Origin of the sequence: Hymenobacter telluris, assembly GCF_017313265.1 — a bacterium.
GTDB lineage: Bacteria > Bacteroidota > Bacteroidia > Cytophagales > Hymenobacteraceae > Hymenobacter > Hymenobacter telluris.
In genome coordinates, this window is the sequence record NZ_JAFLQZ010000010.1 from 83,938 (window position 1) to 100,309 (window position 16,372).

A 16,372-nucleotide genomic window follows, 5' to 3' on the forward strand; every position below is an offset into this window, starting at 1 on the left:
TCTCGTTCCTTGTTGCTCTGCATGAAAAATTATCTAGCTGGCCTTTGGCTGTTTGTGCTTCCATTGGTAGCGTCGTCGCAGCCTACTGCCAAGCCGGTGGCGCCGGCCGCCTACTGGCAACAGCAAGTCAATTACTCGATTGATGTAACTCTGGATGACCAGCAGCACATGCTCACGGGCCGTGAGGAACTGGTGTATACCAACAATTCTCCTTCCGCGCTGCCCTTCATCTGGTTTCACTTGTGGCCCAACGCGTACCGCGACGATAACACGGCCTTTGCCCGCCAGCAGCTCCGCAACGATAGCCGCAAATTTCATTTCGCTACCAAAGAGCAGCGAGGCTTCATCGACCAACTCGACTTTCAGGTGAACGGGCAACCGGCCAAGCTGGAATACGACCCCGAAAGTCCCGATATGGCCAAGCTGGTACTGCCCCAACGGTTGGCCGCCGGGGCCAGCGTTACCATCACAACGCCATTCCGGGTGAAGATTCCGGATTCCTTTTCCCGCTTTGGCCACGTCGACCAGAGCTACCAGATAACCCAGTGGTACCCCAAGCCCGCGGTGTACGACCGGAAAGGCTGGCACCCCATGCCCTACCTCGACCAAGGCGAGTTCTACTCGGAATTTGGCTCGTTTGATGTGCGTATTACGCTACCCGCCAACTATACGGTAGGCGCGACGGGCGTGCTGCAAAACCCCGAAGAGCAAACCCGCCTCGACCAGCTAGCGGCCGCCACCGCCCTCAAGAAAACAACTGCCGACTTCGGCAATGACCTGAAGTTTCCCGCTTCAGCTACCGACACAAAAACCCTGCGCTACGTGCAGGACCGGGTGCACGACTTTGCCTGGTTTGCCGACAAGCGTTTCAACGTGCTCAAAAGCGGTGTTACTCTCCCTTCGGGCCGCCAGGTTGCCACTTGGGTGATGTTCACCAATAAAGAAGCTACCAAATGGCTGAAAGGCTTACAGGACGTGGATTCGGCGGTGGTGTACTATTCCCGCTGGGTAGGCGAGTACCCGTACAGCGCCGCCACGGCCGTTGACGGGGCCCTAAGTGCGGGCTCAGGCATGGAGTACCCCATGGTAACCGTAACGCAGCCTTCAGCCATTGTGCACGAAGTGGGCCACAACTGGTTTTACGGCATTCTGGCCACCAATGAGCGGGATTTTGGCTGGATGGATGAGGGCGTGAACTCCTACGTGGAAAACCGGGTGGCGGAGTTGCATGGCGAAGGGGGCGGCATTTTAGCGGGCCTGCCTACCAAAGGGGGCGCCAGCCGGTTGCTGGGCACCGATGGCCTGACCAACGCGGCGCTCAACCAGATTCCGTACCAGGTAATGGCCAGCCGTGGCCTCGACCAGCCCGTGAACAACATCACCTCGGCTGACTACGGCAAAGCGAATTACGCCATCATCATGTATGGCAAAACCGCCTCGTTGCTGAACTACCTGGCCGCTTACATGGGGCAAGACAAGTTCGACGCGGCCATGCACACCTACTATGAGCGGTGGCAGTTCCGGCATCCGTACCCTGAGGATATGCAAGCGGTGTTTGAAGAAACAGCCGGACAAAAGCTGAACTGGTTTTTTGGTCCGATGCTCAACGGCACCCATCATTATAACGCGGTAGTCGCCAAGTCGAAGGTGGAGAAAGGGCAGCGCAAGGTGCTGGTTCGCAATGATTCGCCCGCACCGTTTCCGTTTCCGGTGGCTACGCTCGATGCCCAAGGTAAAGTCTTGGAAACTAAGTGGACCCAGCCTTTTGCCAATACTGACGAAGACGACAGCGCCGTGCTATTGTTCAAGGAAGAAGGGGTGGCCGCCATTGTAGCCGACCCTACCTATGTCACGCCCCAGTTCAACCGCCGCGACGACAAGCTCAAAACCGACGGCACCTTCCGGGCGCTGGAACCGATTAAGCTTCGCCTGGTACTTAGTCCGGAACGCTGGGACCGGGCCGCCATCAACTGGTTGCCTGTGCTGGGGGCCAATACCTCTGATAAGTTTATGCTGGGGGCGGCGTTTTACAACAGCCCTCTGAACGTGAAAAAGTTCAGTTACTTGGCCATGCCGATGTACAGTTTCAACCGCAATGAGCTGAACGGCATTGGTATCCTGAACCTGAACATGCTGCCCATGCAGGTTACCCGCCGGGCCATTCTGGGGGTGCAGGTGCAGCGCTTCGAGCGGTACCGCAAGGTGGAGCCTAGCCTCACTTTGCAGCTACCGCACTCCGCCTACGACCGGGCACAACATACCGTGAAGCTGGCCAATACCACCGTTTACGACCAGGATACGCGCCTGACTGCTAGCATTCAATCCTTGGAATACGGCTTGCGCATCAACAACGCCGTGCGGCGCTGGACTGGCCACATCGAGTTCAACTACTTCACGCCTAACCTTTCCGAGGATAACTCCAGCCTGCAAGCGGGGTTGGTACGCGCCGAAATAAACCATCTGCGCTACTACTCACCCAAGAAAACCTTCTCCGTGCGGTTGTTTGGGGGTAGTTTCCTGCAAGATTCGAAGACAGCTCCTTTTGAAATGGGTTTGAGCGGCAGCCCCGACTACCGTCGTCAAACCGTGTTTCTGGACCGGCAGCAGATTTCGCCGAGCCTAGCGAGGCAGTACCACCAGTTTGATGAGCGGGATGGTGCCTTCAAAGCTTTCCTGCCCGTTGCTACCCGTGGATGGCTCACCACTCTGAATCTACAGGCCGACTTGCCGGTAACGCCACTCGGCGTCTTTGCTGATTTCGGAGCCACCCAGAATAAGACGCAGGTAGTAGCCGACCGGAACGCGCAACGGCTGTTTTACGATGCTGGCCTCAGCCTTCCTCTCTTTAAAAAAGTGCTGAGTTTCTATTTCCCGGTGGCTGGCTCCCAGTATGGCAATGGTTTCCCATCGGGCCGCAAGGATTTCACCGACCAGATTCGCTTCGTGCTACGCCTCAACCAACTCAGCCCGTTCCGCCTGCTCGACGAGCAATTAGCGCAATAAGTCACCTCACAGCTAGTCATGCGAAGTTTCGTTGGTGGTACGGTGCTGGTGCTGAGCGGCTGGCTGGCGGGTTGCCAGCAGCACTACGAGGATCTGCCTACCTTCTCAACCGACCGTAAGCTGATGCAGGTGGTTGTGGAAATGCCTGCGGGTACCAACCATGCCTACCGCTATGATCCAAGCACCCACGAGTTTGTGCCCGTGCGGCGCGCAGGCCTTGAGCTGGTAGTGGAATTTCTGCCGTGCCCCGGCAACATGGGGTTTGTGCCGGGTACCCACATAGGCCAAACTGCCCGGCCCCTACCCGCACTAGTACTCACCGAAGCCCAGCCGGCCGGCACCGTGCTGGAAGTGCTGCCCATTGGTCTGCTTACCCTCGACGACAACGGGGAGTTGCAGCACTTGGTGTTGGCTGTGCCCGCCCGCCCCAGCCAGCAGGTCTTGCCCGATGTAACAACCTGGCAAGACCTGTTAGCCCGTTACCCAGGGGCCCGTACTGTAATCCAGCAATGGGTTTTACACCAAGGCCGACTAGGGGAAATCCGGATTGTAAGCTGGAAAAATGAGAAGGCCGCCGAGCAACAAGTAAAATCGGCCATGAACTAAAACGCCAGTTGCTTACTGGATTAGCTGCAAAACAAAAAGCCGCTTCAACTGAAGCGGCTTTTTCTGTATTTCCCTACTTATCCTCCCTACTTTACTATTACACTATTCAATCTTGTTCATGCGCTCCTTCACAGCTTCCAGGGCCACGCGCATGTTCACAATGTCGGCGCGGGCGGCTTCCTGCTCTTTCAGGTTCATGTCCACCATGTTGTTGTACTGCAACAGTTCGGCGGCGTTCTGAGCCAGCTGCTGCTGAATCTCCACCTTCTTGAGTTTGTTCTTCTCGATGTCCTTCTTGATGGACTCCGACTTCTGGATTACGGCAATGTGGTTGTTTTGCGTGGAAACCAGCGCTTTTTCAGCTTCAGCTACCTGCACGGCAAGGTCTTCGCGGTACAACATGCGGGCGAAATCCTTCAGGTATTTCTCGCTGGCTTTCCACTGCACCGGCGTAGCATCCTTGCTCAAGTAAGCATTGCCCAAGTCAACCGACCACCATACCGAAGTACCCGTAGGCGTAGCATCCACCTTGCTGATTACGCGAACCGGCGTTTTCGAAATATCTTCGATAACCACACCATCCATTTGATAAACACCCTTGTCGGCCTTCACCTTGCTACCGAACTGAGTGTCCAACTGCTTCTTCCACGATTCATCGACCCGCTTGCTGTCTAGCTGGATAGTAACGCGCTGGCCCTTGCGCGGAATACCTTTGATGGCCATATCCGTTTCATCAACGGGGGATTTTTGTGCGTAACCAGTTGCCGTCAGCACAAAGATCAACAGGGATAAGAGTACGCCTTTTTTCATGTGAGTAAAATGATGAGTGAAACGCTAGTCTCGATTATGTCCGATTTTTCAATTTCTACTCTTCAAATTTAAACACTTACAAAACAACCCAATACGCCCTTGATTGATTTTTTTAAGGGAAATCATCTTTTATTAAATAGATTATATCACATACCGGTTAACTGACAAAAATACCATTTACTGTATTTACACGAGTACTCTTATATCTTGGTTAATTACCAAAACTAAAACCCACAACATCGAGTTCTAGTCTCCTATGCCTGTAACTGTCTGCCGCAAAGAGCATTTTAACGCCGCCCATCGTCTTCATAACCCTGCCTGGAGCGACGAACTGAACCAACGTGTGTTTGGCAAGTGCAACAATCCGCACTACCACGGCCACAATTACGAGTTGATTGTGCGCCTGACGGGAGAAATCAACCCCGAAACCGGCTATGTGTATGATATGAAGCTATTGAGTGACCTCATTAAACGTGAGATTCTCGATACCTTTGACCATCGGAACCTGAACTTGGATACCGAGGAGTTTCGTGAATTAAACCCAACGGCCGAAAACATTTCGGTGGTTATCTGGAACCGGTTGCGCCAGCATCTGGATGCGCACCTGACCCTCTCGGTTACTTTGTATGAGACCGAGCGCAATTTTGTAGAATACCATGGATAGTTCCGTGCCAACTTCTCCCCTTGGGGGCACCCCACCCGTCGATACTCACTTGTCGGCTGATTTGCGCACTCCCCTGCGGGCGGACGCGTTTGAGCTGACGGAAGAAGAAAAAATAGCGGGCATCACCGAGCATTTCCGCGAAATCATGCATCTGCTCGGGCTTGACCTCACCGACGACAGCTTGGCGGGCACTCCGCGCCGGGTAGCCAAGATGTACGTGCAGGAGTGGTTCCGGGGCCTTTCGCCGGAGCATCGCCCCGAGGTTCGGCTGTTTGACAACCGTTACCAGTACCAGCAGATGCTAGTGGAGCGCGACATCACGCTGTTTTCGTGCTGCGAGCATCATTTCGTGCCTATTATTGGCAAGGCGCACGTGGCGTATTTGCCGGGTGAACATGTAGTAGGACTAAGCAAGCTCAACCGGGTGGTGCAATATTACGCCCGTCGACCGCAGGTGCAGGAGCGCCTCACCCGGCAGATTGCCGAGGAGCTAAAACTGGCTTTACACACCGATAATGTAGCGGTGCTGATTGAGGCCGACCACCTCTGCGTGATGAGCCGCGGGGTAAACGATACCAGCAGTTCCACCATTACGGCCGAATACAACGGAGTATTCGCGCAGGATGCTGCGCTGCGGGCTGAGTTTCTGCGGATGATCGGCAAATAATGTTTTGAAAGAATATTTCTGATTATTCTGGTTTAAATGATAGGTTGCTGCTGTTTTCCAATTCAGTGTTCTGGCAGCCCTCCTTTCAAACACGCTGCTACTTTAGCCCACCTATACCAGCAACCGTCCCATGTCTCGTAAAGTCCTTATCAGCGGTGGTACCGGCATGATTGGCACTCGCCTTGCCGAGATGCTTATTGATACCGGCTACGAGGTAGCCCTCCTCAGCCGCCAGCCCGGCACCGGCCGCTACCGGAGCTTCCGCTGGGATTTGCGAGCGGGCACCATTGACGAGGCTGCCGTACCCTACGCCGACTACATTATTAATCTGGCAGGCTCCAGCGTGTCGGAAGGCAAATGGACCGAGGAGCGCAAGCGCGAAATCCTGACCAGCCGCTTGGGAGGCACGGGGCTGCTGGCGCGGGAACTAGCCAAGCCGGGGCACCATGTGCGGGCTTTCGTATCGGCTTCGGCTATCGGCATTTACGGCGACAGTGGCGACCAGGTAGTAAACGAGGAAACGCCGGCCGCTTCGGCTACCGATTTTCTGGTGGATGTGTCGCAGAAATGGGAGGCCGCCGCGCACGACGTGGAGAAGCTCGGCATCCGCACGGTGGTAACGCGCATTGGCATTGTGCTGAGCCCGGAAGGCGGCGCGCTGGTACCCCTGGCTCGCACCGTGAAGATGATGGCCGGTGCTCCGCTGGGCACCGGCAAGCAGTACATGTCCTGGATTCACCTCGATGACTTGTGCCGCCTGTTGGTTCAGATGCTGGAAGAACCGCAGTGGCAGGGCACCTACAATGCCGTTTCGCCGCACCCGGTCACCAACAAGGAATTCACCGAAACTCTGGCTAGCGTACTACACCGCCCGCTGGTGCTGCCCAAAGTGCCGGAGTTTGCCTTGAATCTGATGATGGGTGAGATGAGCGAAATTGTGCTGGCCAGCCAACGAGTGAGTGCCGAAAAGGTACTCCGGCAGGGTTTCACCTTCGAGTATCCGCACCTGAAGCCCGCGCTGGAATCGTTCTACGAGGAGGAGTAGTGCCTGCATGTCAGTCTGTTCCTCAGTATGGGTTATCGTTCCGTCGCAGTTATAATCGGATTTGGCCTTGGTACACTTGCAAGCTGTATTTCTCGTAAGGTTGACGATTCCGAGATTGATACATCGGATGTGCCAACTGAGCGTTTTTGCATGTATCAGAAAGTAGGTGACACGGTACGTGTAAAGCGGGTTGTTACAGACAAATTCGCTGGCTCTCGTTTATTGAGCTACGCTATTTGGGACGCCGATAAAAGAGGCACGCAGCAACGAATTTTAGAGAACCAGCCTTTTGCAGATATGCAACTGGACTCTGTTCGTCAAATGTTGACCAAACAGCAAAAATATTGGCAGCCTTCAGAAAAAGCGCAGGAGCTATTCGTTCAGATCCGGCCCGCACCTGATGATGGCGGTGACTTGGCAGTTTTGACACTGCGCCAAGAAGTAGAAGATGATATAGACGCGGCCTTAACTGCTGCTGGCATTGGGCATTGGACCGCAGGCGACTTAGGCCCAGGTGGAGGAAATATGCTCTTTAGCACTACAAACACTACGCAAGCACAACACATTATTGTAGCTGTACTTCGCGCTTACCATATAGGTCAGAAAACCGTTATAGCGCGGCGCATCATGAATGCTCCCAACGATTGGACCTACGAAGTGCTTTACCCTATAGCTTATTCAGGCTTGTTTAATTCCATGTAAGCAATTCGGTAGAAGCTGGTAATGCCACACCCCTACGTGCTTTATGCAACCATAGCCTCGCTATCAAGCTCTTCATTGCATGAAGAAGACTCTACTCCTGCTATCTGCTACTGCTTTACTTTACTCGGCCACTTGCTGCCGCAAGGAAAACGACATTCCAAGCCCTGAACAAGCTGCCGCCTGTTCGCTGGTGCCCGATGCAGGCTTGTGCAACGCGGCTATACCCCGCTACTACTTCGACCCGAAAGAGAAGAAGTGTAAGCAGTTTACTTGGGGTGGCTGCGCCGGGGTAGTTCCTTTTGTTACGCTGAAAGAGTGCGAAGACTGCGGCTGTAAATAGTGCCAGTAGCTACAAACTATCGGGTACGGCTACCGCACCGCTGTTAATCTGTTCCAGCAGGTTATCCGCCACAATAGAATCGACGGGCTCAACGCGGCGGCGGCGCGGCTGCTCGGATACGCACTGGTACTTGCGCGAAATCTTACCGGGGTACTTGGGGAACGGACCCATGGTAATACCTAAGTCGGTATCCTCATACACTTTCTCCATGTATTTGCCGAAGATGGGCAATGCCGTACGGCCGCCTTCGCCCTGCTGGGAACCCTGGAAGTGGATGCTTCGGTCTTCGCCGCCCACCCACACGCCAGTTACCAAGTCTTTGGTGACGCCCATGTACCAGCCATCAGAGTAGTTGGAGGTGGTACCGGTTTTGCCGCCGATCTGGTTGTTCTTTTTCCATAGCTCGTACTCCCACAAGGCCTGCGAGGTGCCGCCGGGCTCGTCCATGCCGCCGCGCAGCATATAGAGCATCAGCCACGCCGTTTCGGGCGAAATGGCACGCCGCTGTCTGGGGTCGAACTGCTTGATGACGTTGCCGTTGCGGTCCTCGATGCGCGTTACAATCATGGGCTCCGACTGGAAACCCTGGTTGACGAAGGTGCTGTAGGCATTCACCATTTCGTACACGCTCACGTCGCCACCCGAGCCGAGGCCGATGCTGGGCACCGACAGCAACGGACTCTTGATGCCGACTTTGTGCGCGTACTTGGCCACGTTCTCCCAGCCCACCCGCTCCGTTAACTGAGCTGTCACCGAATTCACAGACCGGGCCATGGCTTGGCGCAAGGTCATGTTGATGCCGGTGTATTCGCGGGTCACGTTATCGGGCTTCCACTCCATGTCCTTGCCGTTCTCCACATAGTTGATGGTCACCCGCTCATCCCGAATACGGTCGCAGGGCGCGTAGCCATTGTCGATGGCGGTGAGGTACACGAAGGGCTTGAACGTGGAACCGGCCTGGCGCTTGCCCTGGCGCACATGGTCGTACTGGAAGAAGCGGTAGTTGAGGCCACCCACCCAGGCTTTAATCTGGCCGGTGAAGGGGTCCATGGTCATCATGCCGGCGTGCAGGAAGTGCTTATAGTACGCCAGCGAATCGAGGGGGGAAAGTAGCAGCGTGGTGTCGCCGTCGCCTTTCCAGGTGAATACTTTGGTGGGCCGCTTGCGGTGCAGTGCCGAATCGAGCAGAGCCGGCTGGCCTTTGTAGCGGGCCGCCAGCTCCTTGTACTGCTCGGTGCGCTTCATCTGGGTTTCAATGAAGTTCGGAATTTCATTGCCATCCTCATCCACCCACGGGTTTTTGTCCCGGTTTTTCCAGAACCTATCAAACTGCTGTTGCAGCCGTTTCATGCGGTCCTGCACCGATTCCTCGGCGTACTGTTGCATGCGCGAGTCGATGGTGGTGTAGATGCGCAGTCCGTCGCGGTACATGTCGTAGCCATTTTTCTCGCACCAGTTGTTCACGAACTGGCTCACGGCCCCCCGGAAGTACGTCGGCGGCCCGTCAATGTGCTGCTCGAACTGATACTTCAGCTGAATGGGCGTTTGCTGGAGCGCGGCCACTTCGGCAGCGGGCAGCACACCCGCCTGGCCCATGCGCGTGAGCACCAGGTTGCGGCGCTTGCGGGCAGCTTCGGGGTGGAAGCGCGGATTGTAGGCGGTAGGGTTGTTGAGCATGCCTACCAGCGTGGCGGCCTGCTCGGCGGTAAGGCTATCCGGCGACGTGCTGAAGAAGGTTTTGGCGGCTACTTTAATCCCGTAGGCTTTCGAGCCGTATTCCACGGTGTTGAAATACATCCGCAGGATTTCCTCTTTGGTGTAGCGCCGCTCCAGCTCCACGGCGGTCAGCCACTCCTTGGTTTTGCTGATGAGCGTGCTTACGCCGGGGATGTAGCCGAGGCCGCCGCGGGTTTCGCCGCGCCGGGTTTTGTAGAGGTTTTTGGCGAGCTGCTGGGTGATGGTAGAACCGCCGCCGCTGGGGTTGCCGCTCAGCACGCCGCCCACCGCGCGGGCCAGCGCCGTCAGGTCGATGCCCGAGTGCTCGTAGAAGCGCACGTCTTCGGTGGCAACCAGCGCCTTAATCAGCAGCGGCGACATTTTATTGAGGGCCACCGGCACCCGGTTTTCGCGGAAGTACTTGCCCAGCAGCACCCCATCGGCGGTGTAGATTTCCGAAGGCTGCTCTACCTTGGGGTCTTCCAGCTCTTCCAGGCTCGGCGACTTGCCAAACAGGAACATAAAGTTCATGCTCACCAGAATCGGGTAGAGCAGAAAGGTGCCCACGCCGAGCACGAAAAGGGCCCAAATGGCTCGTGCCGCACGGTTAGACCACGGCCGGCGCGGCTTGGGAGTAGGGTTTGTTTTCGGCAGTCTTGGAACGGACATTCAGAGCAGATTGGGCAACAACTTCCTGGGGTGGCAGGTCAAGAAGTGGTAAATATACCAGTTAGGCGCGGGCTGGCCTGCCGTTTTTGTTGGGTTGCCTTCTCCATAGCAGCCAAGTGGCATTACACAACGGTATTTCTCGCAGAGGTACGCAGAGGAAAAGCGCGGAGGTACGCAGTGTTCTAACGACAACAACCACTGGAATAGTGCCAGCGCAGCCGCATTACAGCCAGACTATCAACCCGAACAGTACCAGTAGCACCACCCCCACCGAAAGTCCCGTAGCGCCCAGCGCGGCCATATACCACAGCAGCCGCCAGCCGGCGTGCCCCACCCCGGCCGCCACCCGCCACAGCCATACCACGCCCAGCGGCGGCAGTACCAGTAAGCACAATCTTACCACCCAATGGGCTACCCTGGCTGCGGCGGGTGTGTGTGGGGAAACCTCTTTTTCGAGGTTGATGCTGAGTATGGCCCCTACCAGCGCCCCCAGCACCCACCACAACGACGTAGGCAACGCCCGTAATGCCCGAGCCGCAAAAAGCTGTAGCTGGTTCATAAGCCTAGCAACTTGAAAGAACGATAAGACAAAGTGGCCACAGAAAACTTCACTATCTGATAGCGTCTACAGCTTCCACAGCAGTTCCACCAAACACTAGAATTACGCCTACTACCAGAGCAAACGAAGCCAGGTGAAACAGCACGCTCAGCAAGAGCACAAAGCTGCGTTTGAGCTCTTGCCGGGTATCGAGCTGCGGGCTTTTCCACATCGGCCGGGTCACCCACCAGAGCACTATTCCGTTGCTTAGCGGCAAGGCCACCTCCAGCCAATTGAACAGGCTATTGACTCCGTAAGTATCAAGCTGCGGCCAGAAGTACGGCACCATCCACCACACCCACAGCACGGCGCACACAGCCACCAGCACACTCAGCGCCCGACCGGGCGGAGTAGTTGGCCGAGGCTGGTAGCCAGATTTGAACGGGTACTCTTTCACGATTTGCATTGAAAAAGGCAGTTAAGGTCATCAACAGTAGGGTGTGGGGCTTGTCCCCGCCCGGTTGGTGGGGCTACCACGATGTCGTGCACCGACGGGCGGGGACAAGCCCCGCACTACTGCGTGACGGGTATAAACAGATTCTATGTTATTGGCTTATCCCGATGGGTTTGCCAATGCTGCCAGCCGGTTTCCAGCAGCCAGCCCAGCGCTACACCCACGGCGTAGCAGAGCAAGTCGCGCCACAGGAAGCCGCGGCCCAGCACCAAGCGGCCCGGCAGCGTCGCGCGCAGGCTGTTTAGCCAAGGCGTTTGGAGAAGCTGGCTTGCTTCAATGAGAAAGGCGAAGCCAAGCGCCACGGTGGCGACCCAGCTACTGGACTTACCCGCGAATACCAGCCCGAGCAGCCAGAAAACCAGCAGAGCCCACAGTGTATCGCCGGCATAGGTGGCCAGGAAATGGGGTAGTTCCAGCGCCGGCCAGCGCGAGGCCAGCCCGGCCAGCATCGTGAGGAGCGCCCACGCCGCGTACCACGCCCGGCGGCGGTGGCGCGTAAATTGAGCTTCCATCTCAAAGAAAGTATCAACGGCCCGCCAGCAATGCCGCCCCTTGCGGCGACCACAGCATCATCAGAAAAAACACCGCGCCCAGCAACAGCAACAAAAGCACGCAACTGGCTGGCAATACGCCCGTCAGCAGGCGTTGGCGGCGGGAAATGGGGTTGTCGGCGTGGTCTTGCCACGACAGCAGGAAGGCCAGCGCTGCCACGTCGCCGACGCATACCAGCAGGGCCAAGACGGTCAGAGAGAGTTGAAGGAGCATATCTTCGATAAGTGAATGAGTGAGTGGGGAAGTGGTTGCGGCAGCTTACTGACGTAGAGGACTCCCCTCATTCATTCGCTTATTCACTTGCGCAGCCGCCTGCCAGTCGGCGTAGGTGTAACTGGGCCAGTGGCGGGCGGCTTGCAGGGCCTTAAACTCCTGGATGCGCTCCTGAAGCCTGCGTTTGGCGGCGGTGGGGTCTAGCTTTTCCCAGGTGCCGCTGTAGCTCTCGTGCACGAGGTGGCGCTGGGTGAGTGCCTGCTGGTGAGCAGCCAGTTCGGGCAGCACCCGGTCGGGCATGTCGAGCAGGAAGCCGTAGTCGAGGGTTTGCAGCTCGGGGCGCAGGTTGTAGCGCGCAATCCAGATTTCCCAGTTGCCGCAGGCCAGCCCTACCATTAGCAGGTAAGCCGCCAGCGCGTTCAGGCGCACCAACGAGAAGGCCGAGCGGTGCTGCCAGATTTTGAGCAGTACCGTAACCAGCCCGAAAAACGTGAGCAGCAGGAAGCCATACACCCCGATGCGCTTGTAAGCCAGGCCCGTATTGACGATGTAGTAGTAATTGCGCAGCCCCACCGACACGGCCAGCACCGCGTTTTGCAGCACCCACACCGTAGCCAGGCCGCGCAGTACCGGCAGGCCCCGCTCATAGAAATTAAGATTGCGCCGGAAAAACCACAGCACAATCCCCATGGCCACCAGAATGCTCAGAATCAGCACGTAGGTACCCTCGTGTACAAATTGCGTGAGGTCGAAGTTGGGCGCGGGTTTGAACCCAAACCAAATCCAGTTGATGTCGATGACGTTGACGACCAGCAGCAGCACGTTCACCAACCCCAGCAAACTGAGCGCCATTAGGTATTCCTTGCGCAAATCGAGGGCCCGGAAGTTTCGGGGGCGGAAGTCGGGGCGGCGCACGGCAAAGGAGGCCACCCGGTCGCGCTGCCGCGTGATGAACTCCCCAAGGCGCGACTCCTGATCCGTGAAGTAGTGCACCGGCACCAGCACCAGGGCAGCACCAGTCAGGGCCAACCCCAGCAGAAAAAACAGCAAGTGCGGCACCGATAGGTTCTCGAACAGCATTTCCAGCCACTCCCCTACTGCCGCCAGCGCCCGGCTGGTGAGTTGGCTGTACACCGGGTTGGCAATCAGAAACAGCACGTGGAACACGCCCAGCGCCAACAGGGGTACGCCCAGCAGCCGCCCATAGAACCAGGCCCGGCCCACCCGTCCGCCTACGTTATCGGGCAAGCGCACCAGGCTTACCAACCCCGGTAGCATCTGCCAAGCACTGCCAATAGCCGTAAACAAGGCGTTGCTGACCAGCTTCAGGTGCGGCTGATTGAGGTAGCCGAGCCATACCGCCAGCGAAGCTACGCAAGCCAAAAGCGCCGCCCCCGAGCCGTACCAGGCCACCATAGCCGCGCTTAGCACGGTGCCGGCCAGCGTCAGGCGGAAGTAGCCCGAACGCCATTGCAGTGCGTGCCGGGGCAACTGCGCCAGCACCACACCCACTACAAACAAGGTGTAGAGCAGCATATTTAAAGCGGCCCGCTCGTGCCAGAACAGCAAATCGAACAGGATGGCACCAACCGGCAGCGCCACTTTCTGGATGGTGCTGAGCGTGAGTTGCGGCGTGGGAGCATCGGTGGGCGCAAACCGGGAGCCGGCCACGGGAATAGAGTGGTTCATATGCGTGGATGAAGATTGAAGACAGGAGAAACTGGAGCGGAGGCTACTGCGGTAGCACCGGCAGCGGCAGAAACAGATCGGCTGGAGCGGATGTCAGCGGGGTTTCGGCAGGGCCAGTTTGGGTAACGGAACTGCGTACTTTGCTCAGAATACCTTCCAGCACCGGCCGCATCGAATGCAACTGCCGCGACTTAATGATGGTGTTCCAGAGCGGCTCAAACTTTTTCCAGCCGCCGGCATACGCAAAGTGCTTGAGCTGGTGGCGGAGTGTGTCGTGCGTGAGGCTGGCTTTGGTGATATTTCGCCAGGAGTAGAAGTCGCGGTAGGCTTGGTCGTAGCCGTCTTTCAGCTGCTGCGCCGTGAGGTGAGGGCCGGGCTGATGCACCACGGTACGGGTGTCGTACTCGTTCCAGCGGCGGTGCAGCAGCCGGCCCTGGCGCTCCATATCAGCATAGAAAGCGGTGCCTGGGTAGGGCGTGGCAATGTGAAACGTGGCAGTGGTAATACCCTGCTCAACGGCCCACTGCACAGTGCGCGCAAACACGTCGGGCCGGTCGTCATCAAGGCCGAACACAAAGCTGCCATTGATCATGATACCTAAATCGTGCAGGCGCCGGATAGCCGCCGCGTAGTCGCGGCCTAGGTTTTGGGGCTTGTTGCTGCTGCGCAGGTTAATGGGGCTCAGAGTTTCAAAGCCCACGAACAGGCTGCGTAGTCCCGCTCGGGCCGCTTTTTCCAGCAGCCCGTTGTCGCGCAAAATGCTGTCGACGGTGGCCGCGCCCTGAAACAGCCATTCCATGCCGCGCATGCCTTCAAACAGCCCCGTTGCAAAGCGCGTGTGTCCTAGCAGGTGGTCATCAAGAAAATAGAGGTGGCGGCCGGGCAGCCGGCTGATTTCGGCCAGCGCATCATCAATACTTTGGGTGTAGAACGACTTGCCACCCGCGAAAAAGGCGTCTTTGTAGCAAAAGTCGCAGTGGTGCGGGCAGCCCCGCGTTACTACTATCGAGTTGGGAACCAGATACAACTCCCGCTTAATCAACTCCCGGCGGATGGGCGGCACCCCCACCAGGGTGCGGCCTGCCCCCGAGGTATAGCGGGGCCGCGCCCGCCCTGCTTGCCACTCAACCAGAAAAGTGGGAAACGTTTCTTCGCCCGGCCCCAGAAATATGCTGTCGGCGTGGGGTGCCGCTTCCTCGGGTAGGCTCGTGACGTGCAAGCCGCCCAAGCACACGTAAGCACCACCGGCCCGGTAGTGGTCCGCTAGTTCGTAAGCCCGGAAGGCATTGGTAATGTATACCTGAATCACAACCAGATCCGGTGAGTCGTCGAGACGCAGGGACTCTACATGCTCATCTTGCAGGTCAGCTTCCCAGTCGGAGGGCAGATAGGCCGCCAGCGTGGCCAGCCCCAACGGCGGAAACAACGAGTATTTGATAGGCCGCCAGTAAGGGTTTGTAGCCTCGGTAAGCGCCGGAAGAATGAGCTTTACTTTCATAATCACAAAGAGCTTTGTATTTCAAAGTTTAAGCGCAAAAAAATATCAGTTACCCTCGGAGCAATTTTTCTAACGCCGTTAGATGGTCTTGGAAAGCCTGCTTTCCTTCTTTGGAAGCGGTATAAGTGGTATTTGGCTTTTTGCCTACAAACTGTTTGCTCACTTCCACATAACCCGCTTTTTCCAGGGCCGCCACGTGGCTGGCCAGGTTGCCATCGGTTAGGTCGAGGGCTTCCTTCAGGTCGGTGAAGCTTACGCCATCGTTGGCCATGAGCACGGCCATCACGCCCAGCCGCACGCGGTGGTCAAATGCTTTATTGAGCGTGTGAATGAGGTGTTTCAAGTAAGGAGCTAGAAGTTAGGAGCCAGGAGTTAGAAGGGTAAAAGAAAAGTAGAAGGTGAGGTTTGGGAAGCAAAGCTGAAAGTTTTCACTGTTGGGTACCACCCCTTCTAACTTCTGGCTTGTCGCTCCTTCTCTGCTAACTCCTCTCGTACCGGTTGTACATCAGCAGGCCGTAGCCGATGTGGCCCAGCCCGAAACCGAGCGCAAAGAACAGCAATCCGGCCCCAGGCAGCAAAATAGTTAGTAGTCCAAGCGCTATCTGGGTGAGGCCCAGCCACCGAATTTCGTCGAGGGTGTATTTGCTGGCGTTCAGCAAAGCCAGGCCATAGAACAGCAGCAGCCCCGGCACGACCAAGCTCACGGCCCCGCGCAGAAACAGCGCAATGCAGAATAGCCCACCCGCCACCAACGGAATCATGAGGCTTACGGCCAGCCGCCGCCCCAGGGTGCTCCAGAGAGGCTGACCCGCTTTGCGGGCCCGGCGGAACGTGAAAAATGCGGCCACGGCCAGCGCCGCCACAATCATACCGCCCGCCAGCAGCAACAAATACGGCAGCACCAATATTCGTTCCGACTCAGTGCTTTCCAGCAGCCGCAGGAACCCTTGGGCACCATACTCGCGCTTCAGGTACCAATGCCCTACTCCCGAGCCAATTAAGGCCACTACCCCGGCCCCAACGCCCGAAAGGCCGCTAAGCGAGATGAAGCGGGAGGAGCGCTCCATGATGGCGCGAATCTCGGTGAGTTGGGCTAAGGGGTCGACGGCAGGCTTCATCATATCTAAAAGCACTTTGTATTGCAAA

17 protein-coding genes are annotated in these 16,372 nt (G+C 57.0%); 7 read left to right on the forward strand and 10 right to left on the reverse strand.

Translation table 11 applies throughout. From position 1 onward, the window contains the following. Positions 1 to 21: 21 nt before the first annotated feature. Both J0X19_RS15140 and J0X19_RS15145 read left to right on the forward strand, forming a co-directional pair. Positions 22 to 3,003, forward strand: a complete 2,982-nt coding sequence (locus J0X19_RS15140) for a M1 family metallopeptidase (RefSeq protein WP_206985227.1) — start codon at positions 22 to 24, stop codon at positions 3,001 to 3,003. 18 nt (positions 3,004 to 3,021) lie between these two features. Next, the gene (locus J0X19_RS15145; RefSeq protein WP_206985228.1) at positions 3,022 to 3,609 is read left to right on the forward strand and encodes an inorganic diphosphatase; all 588 of its coding nucleotides are present in this window, start codon (positions 3,022 to 3,024) and stop codon (positions 3,607 to 3,609) included. A 102-nt stretch (positions 3,610 to 3,711) separates the two neighbouring features. Here J0X19_RS15145 and J0X19_RS15150 read toward each other — a convergent pair whose 3' ends face one another. Beyond that, complete coding sequence (locus tag J0X19_RS15150; RefSeq protein ID WP_206985229.1) at positions 3,712 to 4,419, reverse strand: hypothetical protein; 708 nt, start codon at positions 4,417 to 4,419, stop codon at positions 3,712 to 3,714. Positions 4,420 to 4,675: 256 nt separating this feature from the next. Between J0X19_RS15150 and J0X19_RS15155 the strand changes: the two genes are divergently transcribed. The 5 genes from J0X19_RS15155 to J0X19_RS15175 all read left to right on the forward strand — a co-directional run bounded on the left by J0X19_RS15155 (position 4,676) and on the right by J0X19_RS15175 (position 7,837). Next, entirely contained in the window at positions 4,676 to 5,083 is a 408-nt protein-coding gene (locus J0X19_RS15155) for a 6-pyruvoyl trahydropterin synthase family protein (protein WP_206985230.1), read from the forward strand. Further along, positions 5,076 to 5,750 carry a GTP cyclohydrolase I FolE gene (gene folE, locus J0X19_RS15160; protein ID WP_206985231.1) on the forward strand — a complete coding sequence of 225 codons (675 nt, stop codon included), beginning with the start codon at positions 5,076 to 5,078 and terminating at the stop codon, positions 5,748 to 5,750. Before J0X19_RS15155 ends, folE begins: the two co-directional genes overlap by 8 nt. Positions 5,751 to 5,880: 130 nt before the next feature. After that, a complete protein-coding gene (locus tag J0X19_RS15165; protein ID WP_206985232.1) occupies positions 5,881 to 6,795 on the forward strand; it encodes a TIGR01777 family oxidoreductase in 915 nt (304 codons plus the stop codon). Positions 6,796 to 6,822: 27 nt separating this feature from the next. Next, positions 6,823 to 7,497 carry a hypothetical protein gene (locus J0X19_RS15170; protein WP_206985233.1) on the forward strand — a complete coding sequence of 225 codons (675 nt, stop codon included), beginning with the start codon at positions 6,823 to 6,825 and terminating at the stop codon, positions 7,495 to 7,497. 79 nt (positions 7,498 to 7,576) lie between these two features. Then, on the forward strand, positions 7,577 to 7,837 hold the full coding sequence (locus J0X19_RS15175; RefSeq protein WP_206985234.1) for a BPTI/Kunitz domain-containing protein: 261 nt from the start codon (positions 7,577 to 7,579) through the stop codon (positions 7,835 to 7,837). 9 nt (positions 7,838 to 7,846) lie between these two features. On the opposite strand, the gene J0X19_RS15180 is transcribed toward J0X19_RS15175, so the two are convergent. The 9 genes from J0X19_RS15180 to J0X19_RS15220 all read right to left on the reverse strand — a co-directional run bounded on the left by J0X19_RS15180 (position 7,847) and on the right by J0X19_RS15220 (position 16,347). After that, a complete protein-coding gene (locus J0X19_RS15180; RefSeq protein WP_242582734.1) occupies positions 7,847 to 10,222 on the reverse strand; it encodes a transglycosylase domain-containing protein in 2,376 nt (791 codons plus the stop codon). A gap of 223 nt (positions 10,223 to 10,445) precedes the next feature. Beyond that, positions 10,446 to 10,781: a hypothetical protein gene (locus tag J0X19_RS15185; RefSeq protein WP_206985235.1), complete on the reverse strand. Its 336-nt coding sequence runs from the start codon at positions 10,779 to 10,781 to the stop codon at positions 10,446 to 10,448. A 52-nt stretch (positions 10,782 to 10,833) separates the two neighbouring features. Beyond that, a complete protein-coding gene (locus tag J0X19_RS15190; RefSeq protein ID WP_206985236.1) occupies positions 10,834 to 11,226 on the reverse strand; it encodes a hypothetical protein in 393 nt (130 codons plus the stop codon). A gap of 134 nt (positions 11,227 to 11,360) precedes the next feature. After that, positions 11,361 to 11,786 (reverse strand): ribosomal maturation YjgA family protein, encoded by a 426-nt coding sequence (locus J0X19_RS15195; protein WP_206985237.1) that lies wholly within the window; start codon positions 11,784 to 11,786, stop codon positions 11,361 to 11,363. A 13-nt stretch (positions 11,787 to 11,799) separates the two neighbouring features. Continuing rightward, entirely contained in the window at positions 11,800 to 12,039 is a 240-nt protein-coding gene (locus J0X19_RS15200) for a hypothetical protein (RefSeq protein WP_206985238.1), read from the reverse strand. A 45-nt stretch (positions 12,040 to 12,084) separates the two neighbouring features. Then, complete coding sequence (locus J0X19_RS15205) at positions 12,085 to 13,728, reverse strand: DUF4153 domain-containing protein (RefSeq protein ID WP_206985239.1); 1,644 nt, start codon at positions 13,726 to 13,728, stop codon at positions 12,085 to 12,087. 43 nt (positions 13,729 to 13,771) lie between these two features. Continuing rightward, a complete protein-coding gene (locus tag J0X19_RS15210; protein WP_206985240.1) occupies positions 13,772 to 15,226 on the reverse strand; it encodes a B12-binding domain-containing radical SAM protein in 1,455 nt (484 codons plus the stop codon). 49 nt (positions 15,227 to 15,275) lie between these two features. Next, entirely contained in the window at positions 15,276 to 15,569 is a 294-nt protein-coding gene (locus tag J0X19_RS15215) for a winged helix-turn-helix domain-containing protein (RefSeq protein ID WP_206985241.1), read from the reverse strand. Between the two features lie 136 nt (positions 15,570 to 15,705). Continuing rightward, positions 15,706 to 16,347 (reverse strand): hypothetical protein, encoded by a 642-nt coding sequence (locus tag J0X19_RS15220; protein WP_242582736.1) that lies wholly within the window; start codon positions 16,345 to 16,347, stop codon positions 15,706 to 15,708. Between the last annotated feature and the right edge of the window lie 25 nt (positions 16,348 to 16,372).